9 protein-coding genes are annotated in these 13,599 nt (G+C 67.7%); 2 read left to right on the top strand and 7 right to left on the bottom strand.

Features of this window, described 5'->3' with window-relative positions; all coding sequences use genetic code 11:
• Nucleotides 1–279: 279 nt before the first annotated feature.
• Nucleotides 280–1,212, bottom strand: a complete 933-nt coding sequence (locus tag AB7O82_RS14630) for a polysaccharide deacetylase family protein (RefSeq protein WP_428551140.1) — start codon at nucleotides 1,210–1,212, stop codon at nucleotides 280–282.
• Nucleotides 1,209–2,129, bottom strand: a complete 921-nt coding sequence (locus tag AB7O82_RS14625) for a polysaccharide deacetylase family protein (RefSeq protein WP_428551143.1) — start codon at nucleotides 2,127–2,129, stop codon at nucleotides 1,209–1,211. The genes AB7O82_RS14630 and AB7O82_RS14625 overlap by 4 nt, the downstream gene beginning before the upstream one ends.
• Nucleotides 2,130–2,378: 249 nt before the next feature.
• Between AB7O82_RS14625 and AB7O82_RS14620 the strand changes: the two genes are divergently transcribed.
• Nucleotides 2,379–3,269, top strand: a complete 891-nt coding sequence (locus AB7O82_RS14620) for a YihY/virulence factor BrkB family protein (RefSeq protein ID WP_428551145.1) — start codon at nucleotides 2,379–2,381, stop codon at nucleotides 3,267–3,269.
• Nucleotides 3,270–3,331: 62 nt separating this feature from the next.
• On the top strand, nucleotides 3,332–4,894 hold the full coding sequence (locus AB7O82_RS14615; RefSeq protein WP_428551148.1) for a GMC family oxidoreductase: 1,563 nt from the start codon (nucleotides 3,332–3,334) through the stop codon (nucleotides 4,892–4,894).
• Nucleotides 4,895–5,594: 700 nt separating this feature from the next.
• Here AB7O82_RS14615 and AB7O82_RS14610 read toward each other — a convergent pair.
• The 5 genes from AB7O82_RS14610 to AB7O82_RS14590 all read right to left on the bottom strand — a co-directional run bounded on the left by AB7O82_RS14610 (nucleotide 5,595) and on the right by AB7O82_RS14590 (nucleotide 13,512).
• A complete protein-coding gene (locus AB7O82_RS14610; RefSeq protein ID WP_428551151.1) occupies nucleotides 5,595–7,340 on the bottom strand; it encodes a protein kinase domain-containing protein in 1,746 nt (581 codons plus the stop codon).
• A gap of 50 nt (nucleotides 7,341–7,390) precedes the next feature.
• Entirely contained in the window at nucleotides 7,391–8,236 is an 846-nt protein-coding gene (locus tag AB7O82_RS14605) for a formate/nitrite transporter family protein (protein WP_428551153.1), read from the bottom strand.
• Nucleotides 8,237–8,447: 211 nt separating this feature from the next.
• Nucleotides 8,448–8,798 carry a nitrite reductase small subunit NirD gene (gene nirD / locus AB7O82_RS14600; RefSeq protein ID WP_428551156.1) on the bottom strand — a complete coding sequence of 117 codons (351 nt, stop codon included), beginning with the start codon at nucleotides 8,796–8,798 and terminating at the stop codon, nucleotides 8,448–8,450.
• Between the two features lie 11 nt (nucleotides 8,799–8,809).
• A complete protein-coding gene (gene nirB, locus AB7O82_RS14595; RefSeq protein WP_428551157.1) occupies nucleotides 8,810–11,293 on the bottom strand; it encodes a nitrite reductase large subunit NirB in 2,484 nt (827 codons plus the stop codon).
• A gap of 557 nt (nucleotides 11,294–11,850) precedes the next feature.
• Nucleotides 11,851–13,512 carry a flavin-containing monooxygenase gene (locus AB7O82_RS14590; RefSeq protein ID WP_428554486.1) on the bottom strand — a complete coding sequence of 554 codons (1,662 nt, stop codon included), beginning with the start codon at nucleotides 13,510–13,512 and terminating at the stop codon, nucleotides 11,851–11,853.
• Between the last annotated feature and the right edge of the window lie 87 nt (nucleotides 13,513–13,599).

Genomic DNA, 13,599 nt, shown 5'->3' with positions numbered 1-13,599 from the left:
CATGCATTTTCACCCGGGCCGGTTCACTGCGGTCTTCATTTTCCTCCCCAACGGAGCTGGGGAGGTGCCCCGTCTTACGGGGCGGAGAGGTCATGAGTCTTTCCGGACCGCGGGCGTCTCGCCCGCTCGTGAGCTTAAGCGGGCGAGACGCCCGCGGTCCGCATGATTCATGACCCCTCCGCCTGCCTGCGCGAAGCCGAAGCGGCTTCGCTTCGGCGGAGGCAGGTCGCCGCAAGACTGCGATACCTCCCCGGCGAAGCTGGGGAGGACAACAAGTCCTCACCCACCCGCTCGCCATGCATCGACGATCTCCGCGCCGGTCGCCGGCCAGACGCCGGCATGGTCGAGGATGCGATCGAGCAGCCCGCCGAGCGCGCGGATGCGATGCGGCTGGCCCATCAGCCACGGCGTGAGGGTGAGCGTCAGGATGCGGCCGCTGCCGGTACGCTGGGCCTCGCCATAGAGCGTCGCGAAGGCGCGCAGCACCTGCTCGACGAACTCGGCGGTATCCATGTGCTGCTGGAACAGCAGCCGCTGGTCCGACAGGTCCCAGGCGAGCGGCATGGCCGTCAGCGTTCCAGCCGACGTCGTCACCGCATAGGGCATGTCGTCATTGATCCAGTCGGCGACCCAGTCGAGGCCGGCCGCGGCCACGAGATCGAGCGTGTTGAGCGATTCCGAATGGGCAGGCGAATGCCAGCCACGGATCGGGGTCGCGAAGGCGCCGCGCAGCGCGCCCACCGCCTGCTCGACCAGCGCCTTCTCCTGCGCTTGCGCCAGGCCGCCGTGATGCAGCTTGCCCATGTCGATCCCGGCGGCGGCGACCTCCCACTGGCTGGCGGCGATCTCCCTGGCCAGCGCCGGGTAGCGCGTCGCGACGGCGCTGTTCAGCAGCGCCGTCGCCCGCACGCCGCGGGCATCGAGCGCCCGCATCAGGCGATAGATGCCGACGCGGTTGCCGTAATCGCGCTGGGTGTAATCCCAGTAGCTCGGATAGGGCCGGTCGACTCCGCCCGGCGCCACGAAGGGCGTGCGCGGCATGTCCATCGGGAAGTGGCCGACATGGACGGCAACCCATAGCGCCACCCGCGCCTTGCCCGGCCACGCGACGGGCCTGGCCTGCGGCAGATTGCGGTGCGGGAAGCGGTCGTGGTCGAGCCCGCGCCGGCGCCATTTGTAGTCGAGGTAGTTCGGGATGCCGGGGCCGCTCATCGCCGGCCTCCCGGCGTGCCCGACGCCAGCCAGCTCGAGACCGTCTCGTAATAGTGCTCGGTGTACCAGGCGGCGATCTCGCGGCCCGTCGCCAGCCAGACGCCATCGTGCCCAACGATGTGCGCGAGGGCGGCGTCGAGGGCGGCGATGCGCTGCGGCTGGCCGATCAGGTAGGGATGCAGCGGCAGGCACATCACCGTGCCGTTCTCCGCCCCTTCGGCGTATAGCTGGTCGAACTGCGCCTTGACCATCGCGGTGTAGCGCTCGACCGGCGTGTTGCGGGTCTGGAACAGCGGCACGTCGTTGACCTCGAGCGAATAGGGCACGCTGATCAGCCGGCCGTTGCGCACCTTGACCGGCATCGGCTGGTCGTCGTGCACCATGTCGAGCGTGTACTTGATCCCCTCCTCCGCCAGCACGTGCTGCGTGGTCTCGTCGTTGGTGATGGCCGGCGTCAGCCAGCCGTCGAGCGACTGGCCGCTCACCCTGCGAATGGTCTCGCGGCTGTCGGCGATCACGGCGCGCTGCTGATCTTCCGACAGGTCGTAGAAGTAGCGGGTGTTGTAGGTGCCGTGACTGAACAGCTCCCAGCCGAGCGCGCAGCAGCGCTCGACGATCTCGGGATAGTGGTCGCAGACGGCGACGTTGAGCGAGACGCTGCCGCGCACGCCGTGCCTGGCCATGACATCGGCCATGCGCCAGAAGCCGGTCCGGTTGCCGTAGTCGCGATGGGAATAGTTGAGGATGTCGGGCACCGGCCGCGGCCACGGCGTCTTGCGCGGATTGTCGGGCGGCTCGAGCTCGTAGTGCTCGATGTTTGGCGCCAGCCACACCGCGATGCGCGCCCCGCCCGGCCAGACGATGCGCGGGCGCCCGGTGTATGGCGCATAATCGTAATGTCCAGGTTCGGACAGCATGCCGTTCCCCCTCTGTTGACGTCAGGCCCGATCGGCTGCCGTGCGGCCGGATCGAGCGCATTCGCCTTGCCATCGTAGTCCAGAAACCGCCTGGACGGATCGCAGACCTTGGCTCGGCGATGCCCGTTCCGACAGATGGTGCCATCAAAAAAGCTGGCAAACAGGAACTGTCGTGATTTTCCGTCGTTGGAAGATGCACGATCGAGGCGTGCCTGGAGCACGTCCAGTGCACCTGTTCGGAAGCTGGCAATGCCGTTGCGCCGCGCCTGGGCCCTGATTCGCGGCACGCTCGAAGGCTACATCGCCGACGATGCATTCAGCCGTGGCGCCTCGATTGCCTATTTTACGCTGTTCTCACTGGCCCCTGTGTTGCTGGTCATCATCGCCGTGGCCGGCATGGTGTTCGGCCGCGACGCCGCCCGGGGTGCTATCGTCGACCAGCTGAGCGGCCTGATGGGCCGCGACACGGCCGGAGCGCTTCAGGCCATGTTGCGGAGCGCCAGCGACCGGTTTTCCGGTGCGCTTGCGACAGTGATCGGCCTGGCCACCGTCCTGCTCGCCGCAACCGGTGTCTTCGGCGAGGTTCAAATGGCCTTGAACGCGATCTGGAAGGCGAAGTCGCGTCGATCGACGCTGTCGCGGCTCGTTCAGGCGCGTATTGCCAGTCTCGGTCTGGTGATCGCGCTGGGCTTCATCCTCATGGTCTCGCTGGTCCTGAGTGCCGCCCTGGCGGCCATTGCCGCGTTCCTCAAGGCCATCCTTCCCGCTGGCGCCGTCCTCGTGACGGCGATCGACGTCGTCGTCTCGGCAACACTGATCACGAGCGTCTTCGCCATCATGTACAAGACCCTGCCTGATCGGATCGTGCGCTGGCGTGACGCGCTGCCCGGCGCTCTGTTTGCAACGATCCTGTTCGAAGGCGGAAAATACCTGATCGCGCTCTACATCGGTCAGACCGGGATCGCCTCGTCCTTCGGCGGCGCGGGCGCGATCATCGTCATGCTCCTGTGGATCTTCTATTCGGCCCAGATCTTCCTGCTGGGCGCCGAGTTCAGCCGGGCGTGGACACTGGGTGTGGCAAGTGACAGCGCGATGGAGCGGGGCGAAATGCCTCTCGCCAGACGCTTCACGAACGGATGACTTGTCGCACGACCGCCCTATCCTTCGCCCCTCGATGAACGACCTGCGGCGAAGGAAGGGCAATGAACGACGAGTATGACTACATCATCATTGGCGGCGGCTCGGCGGGCGCCGTTCTCGCGGCCCGGCTGAGCGAAGACCCTGCCCTTCGTGTCCTGCTGCTCGAAGCGGGGTTCGACTTCCGCACCGCCGAGACGCCCCATCACCTGCGCATTCCCAATCCACTGCGCGCCATTGCCGACGACAACTACCGCTGGCCGAAGCTGCTCGCCCGGCGTACCGGGCGCCAGGAGCCCAAGCTGCTGTGGCGCGGGCGCGCGATCGGCGGCAGCTCGAGCATCAACGGCCAGATCGCCATCCGCGGCATCCCCGACGATTTCGCGGATTGGGTCGCCGCGGGTTGCGCGGGATGGGGATGGCAGGACGTCCTGCCCTGGTTCTGCCGGCTCGAGACCGACGTCGATTACGGCGATGCCGCCTGGCACGGCGCCGACGGCCCGATCCCCGTCTACCGCGCGCCGGTCGAGGCCTGGGGCCACGTCGACCGTGCCCTGATGAAGGCGGCGCTGGCGCTGGGCTACGGCTGGTGCGCCGATCACAACGCGCCCGAGGGCAGCGGCGTGTCGCCCTATGCCATCAACAGCCGGCAGGGGCTGCGCATCTCGACCAACGACGCCTATCTCGAGCCGGCGCGCGGCCGACCGAACCTGACGGTCGTCGGCCAGGCTCTCGTCGACACGCTGCAGGTCGAGGGCAACCGCGCGCATGTGAGCGGCGTCCACGTGCTGGCGGGCGGCGAGCGACGCACCGTCCGCGCCCGTCGCGAGGTCATCCTGTCGGCCGGCGCCATCCATTCGCCGGCCATCCTGCAGCGCACCGGCATCGGGCCGCGCGCACTGCTGGCGGGCCTCGGGATCGCCGTCGTGGCCGATCGCCCGGTCGGCGAGCACCTGCTCGACCATCCCATCCTCGGCCTCGTGCTCGACCTCAGGGAGGGCGCGCGTGTGAGCACGCTGGCGCATCGCCACACCAATTGCTGCCTGCGCTACAGCTCGAGCCTCGGCAATGCGGGGCTCAACGACATGATCATGATCGCCGGCAACCTGCGGCCGGAAGAGGAAGGCGGCACGGCGCGCGCCCGTATCGCCGTCTCGGCCTTCCAGGCATTCAGCGAAGGCAGTGTCCGCATCACGACACGCGATCCCGCGATCGACCCTGGCGTCGACGAGCGCATGCTGTCCGACGACAGCGACCTCCTGCGCATGCGCGACGGCGTGCGACGCCTGTGCGAGATCGGCCGCCACGCCGAGATGCAGGCTATCGCGACCCGCGTCGAATACGGCGCGACAGGCCGCTCGATCGAGGAGCCCTTCGACGCCGAGGCGCTCGACGACTGGATGCTCGCCGAATGCTCCGATGCCCAGCACGCCAGCGGGACCTGCCGCATGGGCGCCGCCGACGACCCGCGGTCGGTCGTCGATCCCGAGTGCCGCGTGATCGGCTGCACCGGCCTGCGCGTCATCGACGCCTCGATCATGCCCACCGTCGTGCGCGCCAACACCCACCTCACCACGGTGATGATCGCCGAGAAGATGGCGGACCGGCTGAAGCAGACGGAGCGCTGAAGCGCGCACTCAGCACTGGGAGCACGCCACTGATGGCGGAGTAAACTCCGCCAAGATGGCGCTCATGGGATGTTGTGAGGGGTGCGCCACCTGAGTCGGGTAACCTCCGCCTTGGGCGGCGCTCATGCGGACCGCGGGTGTCTCGCCTGCTCCTGAAATCATGAGCGGGCGAGACGCCCGCGGTCCAGAAGAGCATGAGCGCCATCTTGGCGGAGTTTACTCCGCCATCAGTGGCGCGCTCTCCCAACGCTTGAGCCTTACGCCGCACCCGGCCGCCAGCCCTCGGGCAGCTTCTCGTTGCAGCCGGAGGCGGCAACAGTCGCTACCAGGAACGCCTCGAAGTCGCGAATGGCCTGGTGGTCGGCGAACAACGCGCCGGCCCTCGCCCGCGCTGCCTGGCGCAGGACCTCGCGGCGGGCCGGAGCTCCAGCGCGCGATCGAAGCACACCAGCGCTGGGGAGGTGCCCCGTCATACGAGGCGGAGGGGTCATGAATCTTGGACCGCGGGCGTCCCGCCCGCTCATGATCTCATGATGATGAGCGGGCGGGGCGCCCGCGGTCCGGAAGAGCCATGACCCCTCCGTCGCCGTATGACGGCGACACCTCCCCGGCAATACTGGACAGGCGAACGAAGAGCGCGCTCTCCGGGCGCTTGAGCGAACTTGGGTCCAGCGAGACCCGCGCCGCAAGGCGCCGGAGGTCAGCCGTAGCGCTGGGCGAGCAGCAGCACGACGATGGCCGCCAGGACGAAGGACAGCCCCTTCCAGAACAGCAGCGGGTTGCGCTCGATGAGCGGCCTCGGGTTGGAATCGACCAGGTCCTCGTTGGGATGGCGGAGATCGTAGAGGAACTCCGAGAGCTCGCCGTAACGCTGGGCGGGATCGGGATGCACGGCCTTGCGCAGCGCGCCGTCGACCCAGACCGGAACCGGGTGCCTGTTGTCCATGATTCCGCCGTCCACGATCGAGCGATAGGCCACCTTGCGCTGCTGTGCCCGCGTCCGCGCCTGCGCCATCTGCGCGCCGTAGGGCAACTGGCCCGCGATCATCTGGTAGGCGATGACGCCCAGCGAAAAGATGTCCGAGCGCGTCGTCCCGCCCTCCCCCAGGAAATACTCCGGGGCGGTGTATTGGAAGGTGCCCAGCACAGTGTTGGCCTCGGCCGCCGGCGCGGCCTCGGCGAGGCCGCTCACCATGGTGGAGCCGAAGTCGATGATCTTCGCGGTCCCGGTGCGATCGATCATGACGTTCTCGGGGCGCAGGTCCTGGTGCAGCATCTCCTTGCGATGGAAGGCCTGCAGGCCGCGCGCGATCTGCTCGACGATGCCGCGCACGGTGTCGAGATCGGGCCGCGGATTGTCGGTCATCCACTGCGCCAGGGTCGTGCCGTCGACGTGCTCGGTCACGAGATAGAGATAGCCGCGCTTGCGCGATTGCCGGTGCGACCGCAGGACGTGAACGTTGTCGAGCCGCCGGGCGACCCACTCCTCCATCATGAAGCGCCGCAGGTAGGCAGGATCGCCGCGCAGGTCGATCGACGGGATCTTGAGCGCCACCAGGCTCTCGTCCTCGCTGTCGGTCGCCAGGTAAATGTGGCTGCGGCTGCTGGCATGCAGCGGCCGCACGATGCGATAGCCGTCGAACTCCATGCGCGGCTCGAGCAGCGGCGGCAGCGGCAGGCCTGTCGATTCGGCCAGCAACTCGTTCGCCTCGCCGTCCGGCAACGCATCGATGCGGACGATCTGGATGGTGAGATTGTCCCAGCTGCCCTGGTCGAACGCCCGCCGGACGATCTGGCCGGCGGCGGCGTCGAGGTCGTCCGCGCCTTCGTCGATCACGCGCGCGATCGCGCGCGCGTCGAGATGCTCGTAGACGCCGTCAGTCGCCAGCACGAAGACGTCGCCCGTCTCGAGCTCGACCGCCCGGTAGTCGATCTCGACCTGGGGATTCACGCCGAGCGCTCGCCCCAAGTAAGTCTCGGCGGAGGAGATGACGACGCGATGATCCTCGGTCAGCTGCTCGAGCGAGCCGCCGACCTTGCGATAGATGCGCGAGTCGCCGATGTGGAAGAGGTGCGCCGTGCGCGATTTCGCCACCAGGACGGCGAGCGTGCAGACATAACCCTTGTCCGGGTCCTCGCCGTGCCGGCCGCGCCGCGTCTGGGCGTGCAGCCAGGAGTTCGTCGCCGCAATGACGCGCGTCGCCGAGGTCTTGGTCGACCACGAATCGGACGTGCAGTAGTAGTCGGTGAGGAAGCTCTTGACCGCCGATTCGGCGGCGATGCGGCTGACCTCGCTGCTGCTGATGCCGTCGGCCAGGGCGACGGCGATACCCTTGAGCCCGAGCGCCGGCTCGTTGGGTATCACCGCGCCATGGAAATCCTGGTTGGTTTCCTTGCGGCCCTTGTCGGAATGCTGCCCGATCGAGATGCGCAGTTCGTACGGCATGTCCGACGCCCAGGGCCGACAATGCCGGCCGATGAGGCTGCCCGATGATGCTACCGGGCCAGGTAGCCGGTCTGGGCCAGGCGGTCGGAGGCCGCCCGCTTGGGCGCCGTCCGGACGTGGGTGGCGTAGAGGGTGAGGCCGGTGAAGGAGAGGCCGCCCACCAGGTTGCCGACCACCGTCGGGATCTCGTTCCAGATCAGGTAGTCCATGACCGAGAACTTGCCGCCGATCAGCAGGCCCGACGGAAAGAGGAACATGTTCACGACCGAATGCTCGAAGGTCATGCCGAAGAACAGCATGATCGGCATCCACATGGCGATCACCTTGCCGCTGACGGAGGTCGAGATCATCGCACCGACGACGCCGGTCGAGACCATCCAGTTGCACAGCACGCCGCGGATGAACAGGGTCAGCATGCCGGCCGCTCCGTGCGCGGCGTAGCCGACGGTGCGGCCCTCGCCGATGTTGGCGATGACCTGGCCGACCTTGTCCGGCGGCGTCGAGAAGCCGAAGGTGTAGACGATCGCCATCAGCAGGGCGACGGTGAAGGCGCCGGCGAAGTTGCCGACGAACACCAGACCCCAGTTGCGCAGAACGCCGTTCAGGGTGACGCCGGGACGCTTGTCGATCAGGGCGAGCGGCGTCAGCACGAACACGCCCGTCAGAAGGTCGAAGCCCAGGAGGTAGAGCATGCAGAAGCCGACCGGGAACAGGATCGCCCCGATGATCGGATAGCCAGTCTGCACGCTTACCATCACGGCGAAGGCCGCCGCCAGCGCCAGGATCGCGCCGGCCATGTAGGCGCGGATCACCGTGTCGCGCGTCGACATGAAGACTTTCGATTCGCCCGCATCGACCATCTTGGTCACGAATTCGGAGGGCACCAGGTAGGCCACGATTTTTCCTTTCGATTGATCAGGAGGGAGGGATGAGGGAAGGCATTCGCACTCGGCAAAAAACGCCGTCATCCCGAGCGGAGGCGTCCGAAGGGCGGCGCAGTCGAGGGACCTTTCTTGTCGACACAGCAACAAGAAAGGTCCCTCGACTACGCCTCGCTACACTCGGCTTCGCTCGGGATGACGGAGGAATTACCATCTGCGAATGTCCTCAGGGCGCGGCCGCGACGCCCATGTCGAGATAGACGCGACCGTTCTCGAGCTTGACAGGGAAGCTGCGCGTGCAGCCCTTGTCCGCGCCGGTCGCCTGCCCGTCCTCGAGATCGATGATCCAGTTGTGCAGCGGGCACGCCACCTTGCGGCCGTGCACGATGCCCTCGCTGAGCGGCCCGCCCTTGTGCGGGCAGCGGTTGTCGAGGGCGAAGACCTCGTCGTTCGCCGTCCGGAAGACCGCGATGTCGCGGCGCGGCGTGCGCACGATGCGCGCGCCGCGCACCGGGATGGCCTGCAGCGGTCCGACGTCGAACCACCAGCTGTCGAGCTGTTCCCTCGGAGTTTCCATGGCGGCGGCGCTCATTCCGCGGCCATCCGGCGCCTGACCGGGGTCAGCACGGCAAGCGGCATGAACTCGTGCAGCTCGCGGCCGGCCGCGCGCTCGGCCCACGGGTCGCGCTGCACCGCGCGCTGCGATTTCTTGAAGCGGTCGAACAGGGCGCGCCGGTTGTTTGGATCGTCCATGATCGCCGCCCGGATCCTGTCCAGGCCGGTCTTCTCGACCCACTTGTAGACGCGGTCGAGGTAGGCCGCCTGCTCGCGGTAGAGCTGCAGGACGGCGGCGATGCACTCGATCGCCTCGGCCTCGGTCGCGACATGGCCGAGCAGATCGGTGGCGCGGACATGGAGGCCGGCGGCGCCGCCGATATGCAGGTCGTAGCCCGACTCGACGCAGACCACGCCGAAATCCTTGACCGTCGCCTCGGCGCAGTTGCGCGGGCAGCCCGACACAGCCAGCTTCACCTTGGCCGGCGTCCACGAGCCGCACAGGAAGCGCTCGAGCTTGACGCCAAGGCCGGTCGAATCCTGCGTGCCGAAGCGACACCATTCACTGCCGACGCAGGTCTTCACCGTGCGCAGGCCCTTGGCATAGGCCTGCCCCGAGACCATGCCGGCGGCGTTGAGCTCGGCCCACACCGCGGGCAGGTCTTCCTTGCGCACGCCCAAGAGGTCGATGCGCTGGCCGCCCGTCACCTTGACCGTCGGGATCTTGAAGCGCTCGGCGACGTCGGCGATGGCGCGCAACTCGGCCGGCGTCGTCAGCCCGCCCCACATCCGCGGCACGACCGAGAAGGTGCCGTCCTTCTGGATGTTGGCGTGCACGCGCTCGTTGATGTAGCGCGACTGCGCGTCGTCGCGATACTCGCCCGGCCAGGCGCACAGCAGATAGTAGTTCAGCGCCGGCCGGCAGGTCGGGCAGCCACACGACGTCTTCCAGCCCAGCTCCTGCATCGCCGCCGGCACCGACTTCAGGGCCTTTGACAGGATGAAGCCGCGCACCTCCTCGTGGGTGAGGTCGACGCACTTGCACATCGGCTTGCGGCCGCTGCCGGCATAGCCGTCGCCCAGGGTGGCGGCGAGCAGCGCCTCGACCTTGGACGTGCACTGCCCGCACGACGCCGACGCCTTGGTCTGCGCCCGGACATCGTCGAGCGTGGTCAGCCCCCTGGCGACGATCGCCTGGGTGATGACGCCCTTGCAGACGCCGTTGCAGCCGCAGATCTCGGTGTCGTCCGACAGGGCCGCCACGGCGGCCCTGGGATCGAGCACGCCGCCGCCCTGATAGGCCTGGCCGAAGATCAGCGTCTCGCGCAGGCTCCCGACATCGGTGCCCTTCTTCAGCAGATCGAAGTACCAGGAGCCGTCGGCGGTATCGCCGTACAGCACCGCGCCGACGATGCGGTTGTCGCGCAGCACGACGCGCTTATAGATGCCGCGCGCGGGATCGCGCAGGACGATCTCGTCGCGCTCGTCGCCCTCGGAGAAGTCGCCGGCCGAGAACAGGTCGACGCCGGTGACCTTGAGCTTGGTCGACAGCGCCGAGCCGGTGTAGCCGGTGGCGGCCGGCTCGCCGGCGAGGCTCGCCGCCAGCGTCTTCGCCATCTCGTAGAGCGGCGCCACCAGGCCGTAGCAGTTGCCGCGATGCTCGACGCATTCGCCCACGGCATGGATGTTGGGATCGCTGGTGCGCAGGAAATCGTCGACCACCACGCCGCGCTTGACCTCGAGGCCGGCATCCCTGGCGAGGGCGACGTGCGGGCGGATGCCCACGGCCATCACCACCAGGTCGGCGGGCAGCGTTCGGCCGTCGTCGAGGCGTACCGCCTCGACCTTGCCGTCGCCCAGGATGGCGCTGGTGTTGGCGCTGGTCAGGATCTCGATGCCGCGCTTCTCGATCGCCTTCTGCAGGAGATAGGCGGCGTTGGGATCGAGCTGCCGTTCCATCAGGGTCGGCATCAGGTGGATGACCGTCGTCTTCATGCCGCGCAGCGCGAGGCCGGCAGCTGCCTCGAGCCCGAGCAGGCCACCGCCGATCACGACGGCGTTGCCGCCGCGCGCGCTCGCTTCAAGCATGGCGTTGACGTCGTCGAGATCGCGGAACGTCACGACCCCCGGCAGGTCGTGGCCGGGAACCGAGATCAGGATCGGCCGCGAGCCGACGGCGATGACGAGCTCGTCATAGGCCTCGACCACTCCCGCCTGCGTCCGGATGGTGCGCGCCGCGCGGTCGATGCCGACCACGGTTTCGCCTTTGCGCAGATCCACCGCATGGCGCCGGTACCAGGCCTCGTCGTGGACGACGATGTCCTCGAAGCTCTTGTCGCCCGCCAGCACGGGCGAGAGCATGATGCGGTCGTAGTTGACGCGCGGCTCGGCGCCGAAGACCGTCACGTCGTAGCGCTCCGGCGCCCGCGCGAACAGCTCTTCCAGCACGCGGCCGGCCGCCATCCCGTTACCGAGAACGACCAGCTTCCGTCGGGGCAATCCTGCTGCCTGCGTCATCTACCGTCCTGTCTTCCGACCAATGTGAACCGGAAGCGGGGACTCGCAGGCCAAGCTACCAAGCGGCACACGATGACGCGCAAAGCTTCCCCGTCGAGGAAACCGAACGCGTCCCCCCTGTCCACGACCTCCGTTGGTCGCGTCGATCCGGTGGGTGCAGCCTTCGTTGGCTTGCCGGCTATGGTGCAATCAGCGTGCCAAGTTACTTAAGGGCCGGAACCCCGCCTTGCCGTCTTGCAGGCCGAGGGCCCTTGGCCGGAAACGAACAGCCTGCTCAAGCCGAGAGCAGGGCCTGTCCGTTTTGAGAGCACCGCTCATGCTCTCCTCCCCGGCTTCGCCGGGGGGTGTCCGCGTCTTCCCGGACGGAGGGGTCATGCTCATGGGGACCGCGGGCGTCCCGCCCGCTCACATTGGTGGTCAAGCATCATGAACGGGCGGGACGCCTGCGGCCCAAGAAGGCATGAGCGCCACAGGAGTGGCGCGCTCCGAGCCCATGACCCCGCCGTCGCCGGATGACGGCGACACCTCCCCAGCGAAGCTGGGGAGGAAAGACGATACTATTCCGCCGCGCGCGATACCCCACCGACGAGGTCGCGCGGCGTTGCCTGTCCGGCGCCGCCGAACTCGATGCCTTCGTAGCCCTTGGCGGCGACGTCGTTGATGGTGGCGACGTATTTCGGGGCGCCGCCGTTGTAGACGAAGTAGCGGATGCGGCCCTGCTCGTGGCCGGGGACGTTCGAGTTGTACCCGGTGAACCAGGACTTGGCCTTGCGCATCAGCATCATGGCGTACATGCGCACGACGTGCTCGGTCCAGCGCTTCTCGGCCGCCTCGGTCGCCTCGGCGCGGTCGTGGCCGTGCGCCCACATGTGCTCGAGCAGGCGGGTGCACCAGTTGACGCCGGTCTCGATGCCGCGCGGGTAGTTGGTCGAGGCCGAGCCGCTTTGCGGACCGGCCGGCATCAGGAGGTTGGGGAAGCCGTGGATCAGCATGCCGAGGAAGGTCGACGGCCCGTCGGCCCATTTCTCGCGCAAGGTCTCGCCGCCGACGCCGCGGATGTCGATATGATCGAACGCGCCCGTGATTGCGTCGAAGCCCGTGGCGTAGACGATGACGTCGAACTCGTAGTCGCGCTGGCTGGTGCGCAGGCCGGTCTCGGTGATGGCCTCGATCGGCGTCTCGCTGATGTCGACGAGCGTGACGTTGTCGCGATTATAGGCCTCGAAATAGTTCGTCTCCATCGGCACGCGCTGGACGCCGAAGCCGTGGTCGCGCGGGATCAGCTTCTCGGCGGTCACCGGGTCCTTGACGCGCCGGCGGATGCGCTCGGCGATGTACTCGGAGAACTCCGCGTTGGCTTCCTCGTCGGTGAAGATCTCGCGGAAGTTCCTGAGCCAGATGCCGAAGCCGGGCTCGTCGTACAGTCGATCCCACAGGGCCAGGCGCTCCTCGCGCGACACCTCGTAGAAGCCGCGCCGATCGGGCTCGTGCTCGAAGCCGCCCGGCGTGCGCGCGCAGGTCGCGAAGATCTCGTCGTAGCGGGCGCGGATGTCGGCCATCTCGGCGTGCGATATCGCGCTGTTGTTGAGCGGCGCGCTCCAGTTCGGCCGGCGCTGGAACACGACCAGCTCGCCCACCTTGTCGGCGATCTCGCCGATCACCTGGATGCCCGTGGCGCCGGTGCCGATGACGGCGACCTTCTTGCCCGCCAGCTCGACCGGCTCGTGCGGCCAGTGGAAAGTGTGGAACGAGCGGCCCCTGAACGAGTCCATGCCCTCGAGGCGCGGCAGGGTCGGGATCGACAGCAGCCCCAGGGTCATGATCACGAAGCGGCAGGTGAGCGTGCGCCCGTCGGCGATCCTGAGGCGCCACAGGTTGGCCGCCTCGTCGTAGTGCGCGGAGTCGACCCGGCAATTGAATTGCATGAAGCGGCGCAGGCCGAACTTGTCGGCGACGTGGTTCAGGTAGCGCAGGTTCTCGGGCTGGCCGGAGAATTTCTCCTTCCAGTGCCATTCGTCCAGCAGCTCACGCGAGAACGAGTAGCCGTAGGTGTAGCTCTCCGAATCGAAGCGGGCGCCGGGATAGCGGTTCCAATACCAGGTGCCGCCAAGATCGCCGCCAGCCTCGAGCACGGTGGCGTTGATGCCGAGATCGGCGAGCCGCTTGATCTGGTAGATGCCGGCCACGCCGGCCCCGATCACGATGACCTCGTAGTCCATCCGACGCTCCAATTGTCACGAAGTCCGACGCCTTGTCCAAGATAGCCGAGAGAACGGTATTGTCATCCACGACTTCTAATTTGGATT

The organism is Reyranella sp. (genome assembly GCF_050185545.1).
Lineage (GTDB): Bacteria > Pseudomonadota > Alphaproteobacteria > Reyranellales > Reyranellaceae > Reyranella.
Note: the sequence above shows the minus strand (reverse complement) of the source record. Positions and strands in the feature narration are given on the sequence as shown.

Excerpts from the sequence above, each read along its gene's own strand:
- AB7O82_RS14630 (WP_428551140.1), bottom strand. The coding sequence starts at position 1,212 with ATGAGCGGCCCCGGCATCCCGAACTACCTCGACTACAAATGGCGCCGG.
- AB7O82_RS14625 (WP_428551143.1), bottom strand. The coding sequence starts at position 2,129 with ATGCTGTCCGAACCTGGACATTACGATTATGCGCCATACACCGGGCGC.
- AB7O82_RS14620 (WP_428551145.1), top strand. The coding sequence starts at position 2,379 with ATGCCGTTGCGCCGCGCCTGGGCCCTGATTCGCGGCACGCTCGAAGGC.
- AB7O82_RS14615 (WP_428551148.1), top strand. The coding sequence starts at position 3,332 with ATGAACGACGAGTATGACTACATCATCATTGGCGGCGGCTCGGCGGGC.
- AB7O82_RS14610 (WP_428551151.1), bottom strand. The coding sequence starts at position 7,340 with ATGCCGTACGAACTGCGCATCTCGATCGGGCAGCATTCCGACAAGGGC.
- nirD (WP_428551156.1), bottom strand. The coding sequence starts at position 8,798 with ATGGAAACTCCGAGGGAACAGCTCGACAGCTGGTGGTTCGACGTCGGA.
- nirB (WP_428551157.1), bottom strand. The coding sequence starts at position 11,293 with ATGACGCAGGCAGCAGGATTGCCCCGACGGAAGCTGGTCGTTCTCGGT.
- AB7O82_RS14590 (WP_428554486.1), bottom strand. The coding sequence starts at position 13,512 with ATGGACTACGAGGTCATCGTGATCGGGGCCGGCGTGGCCGGCATCTAC.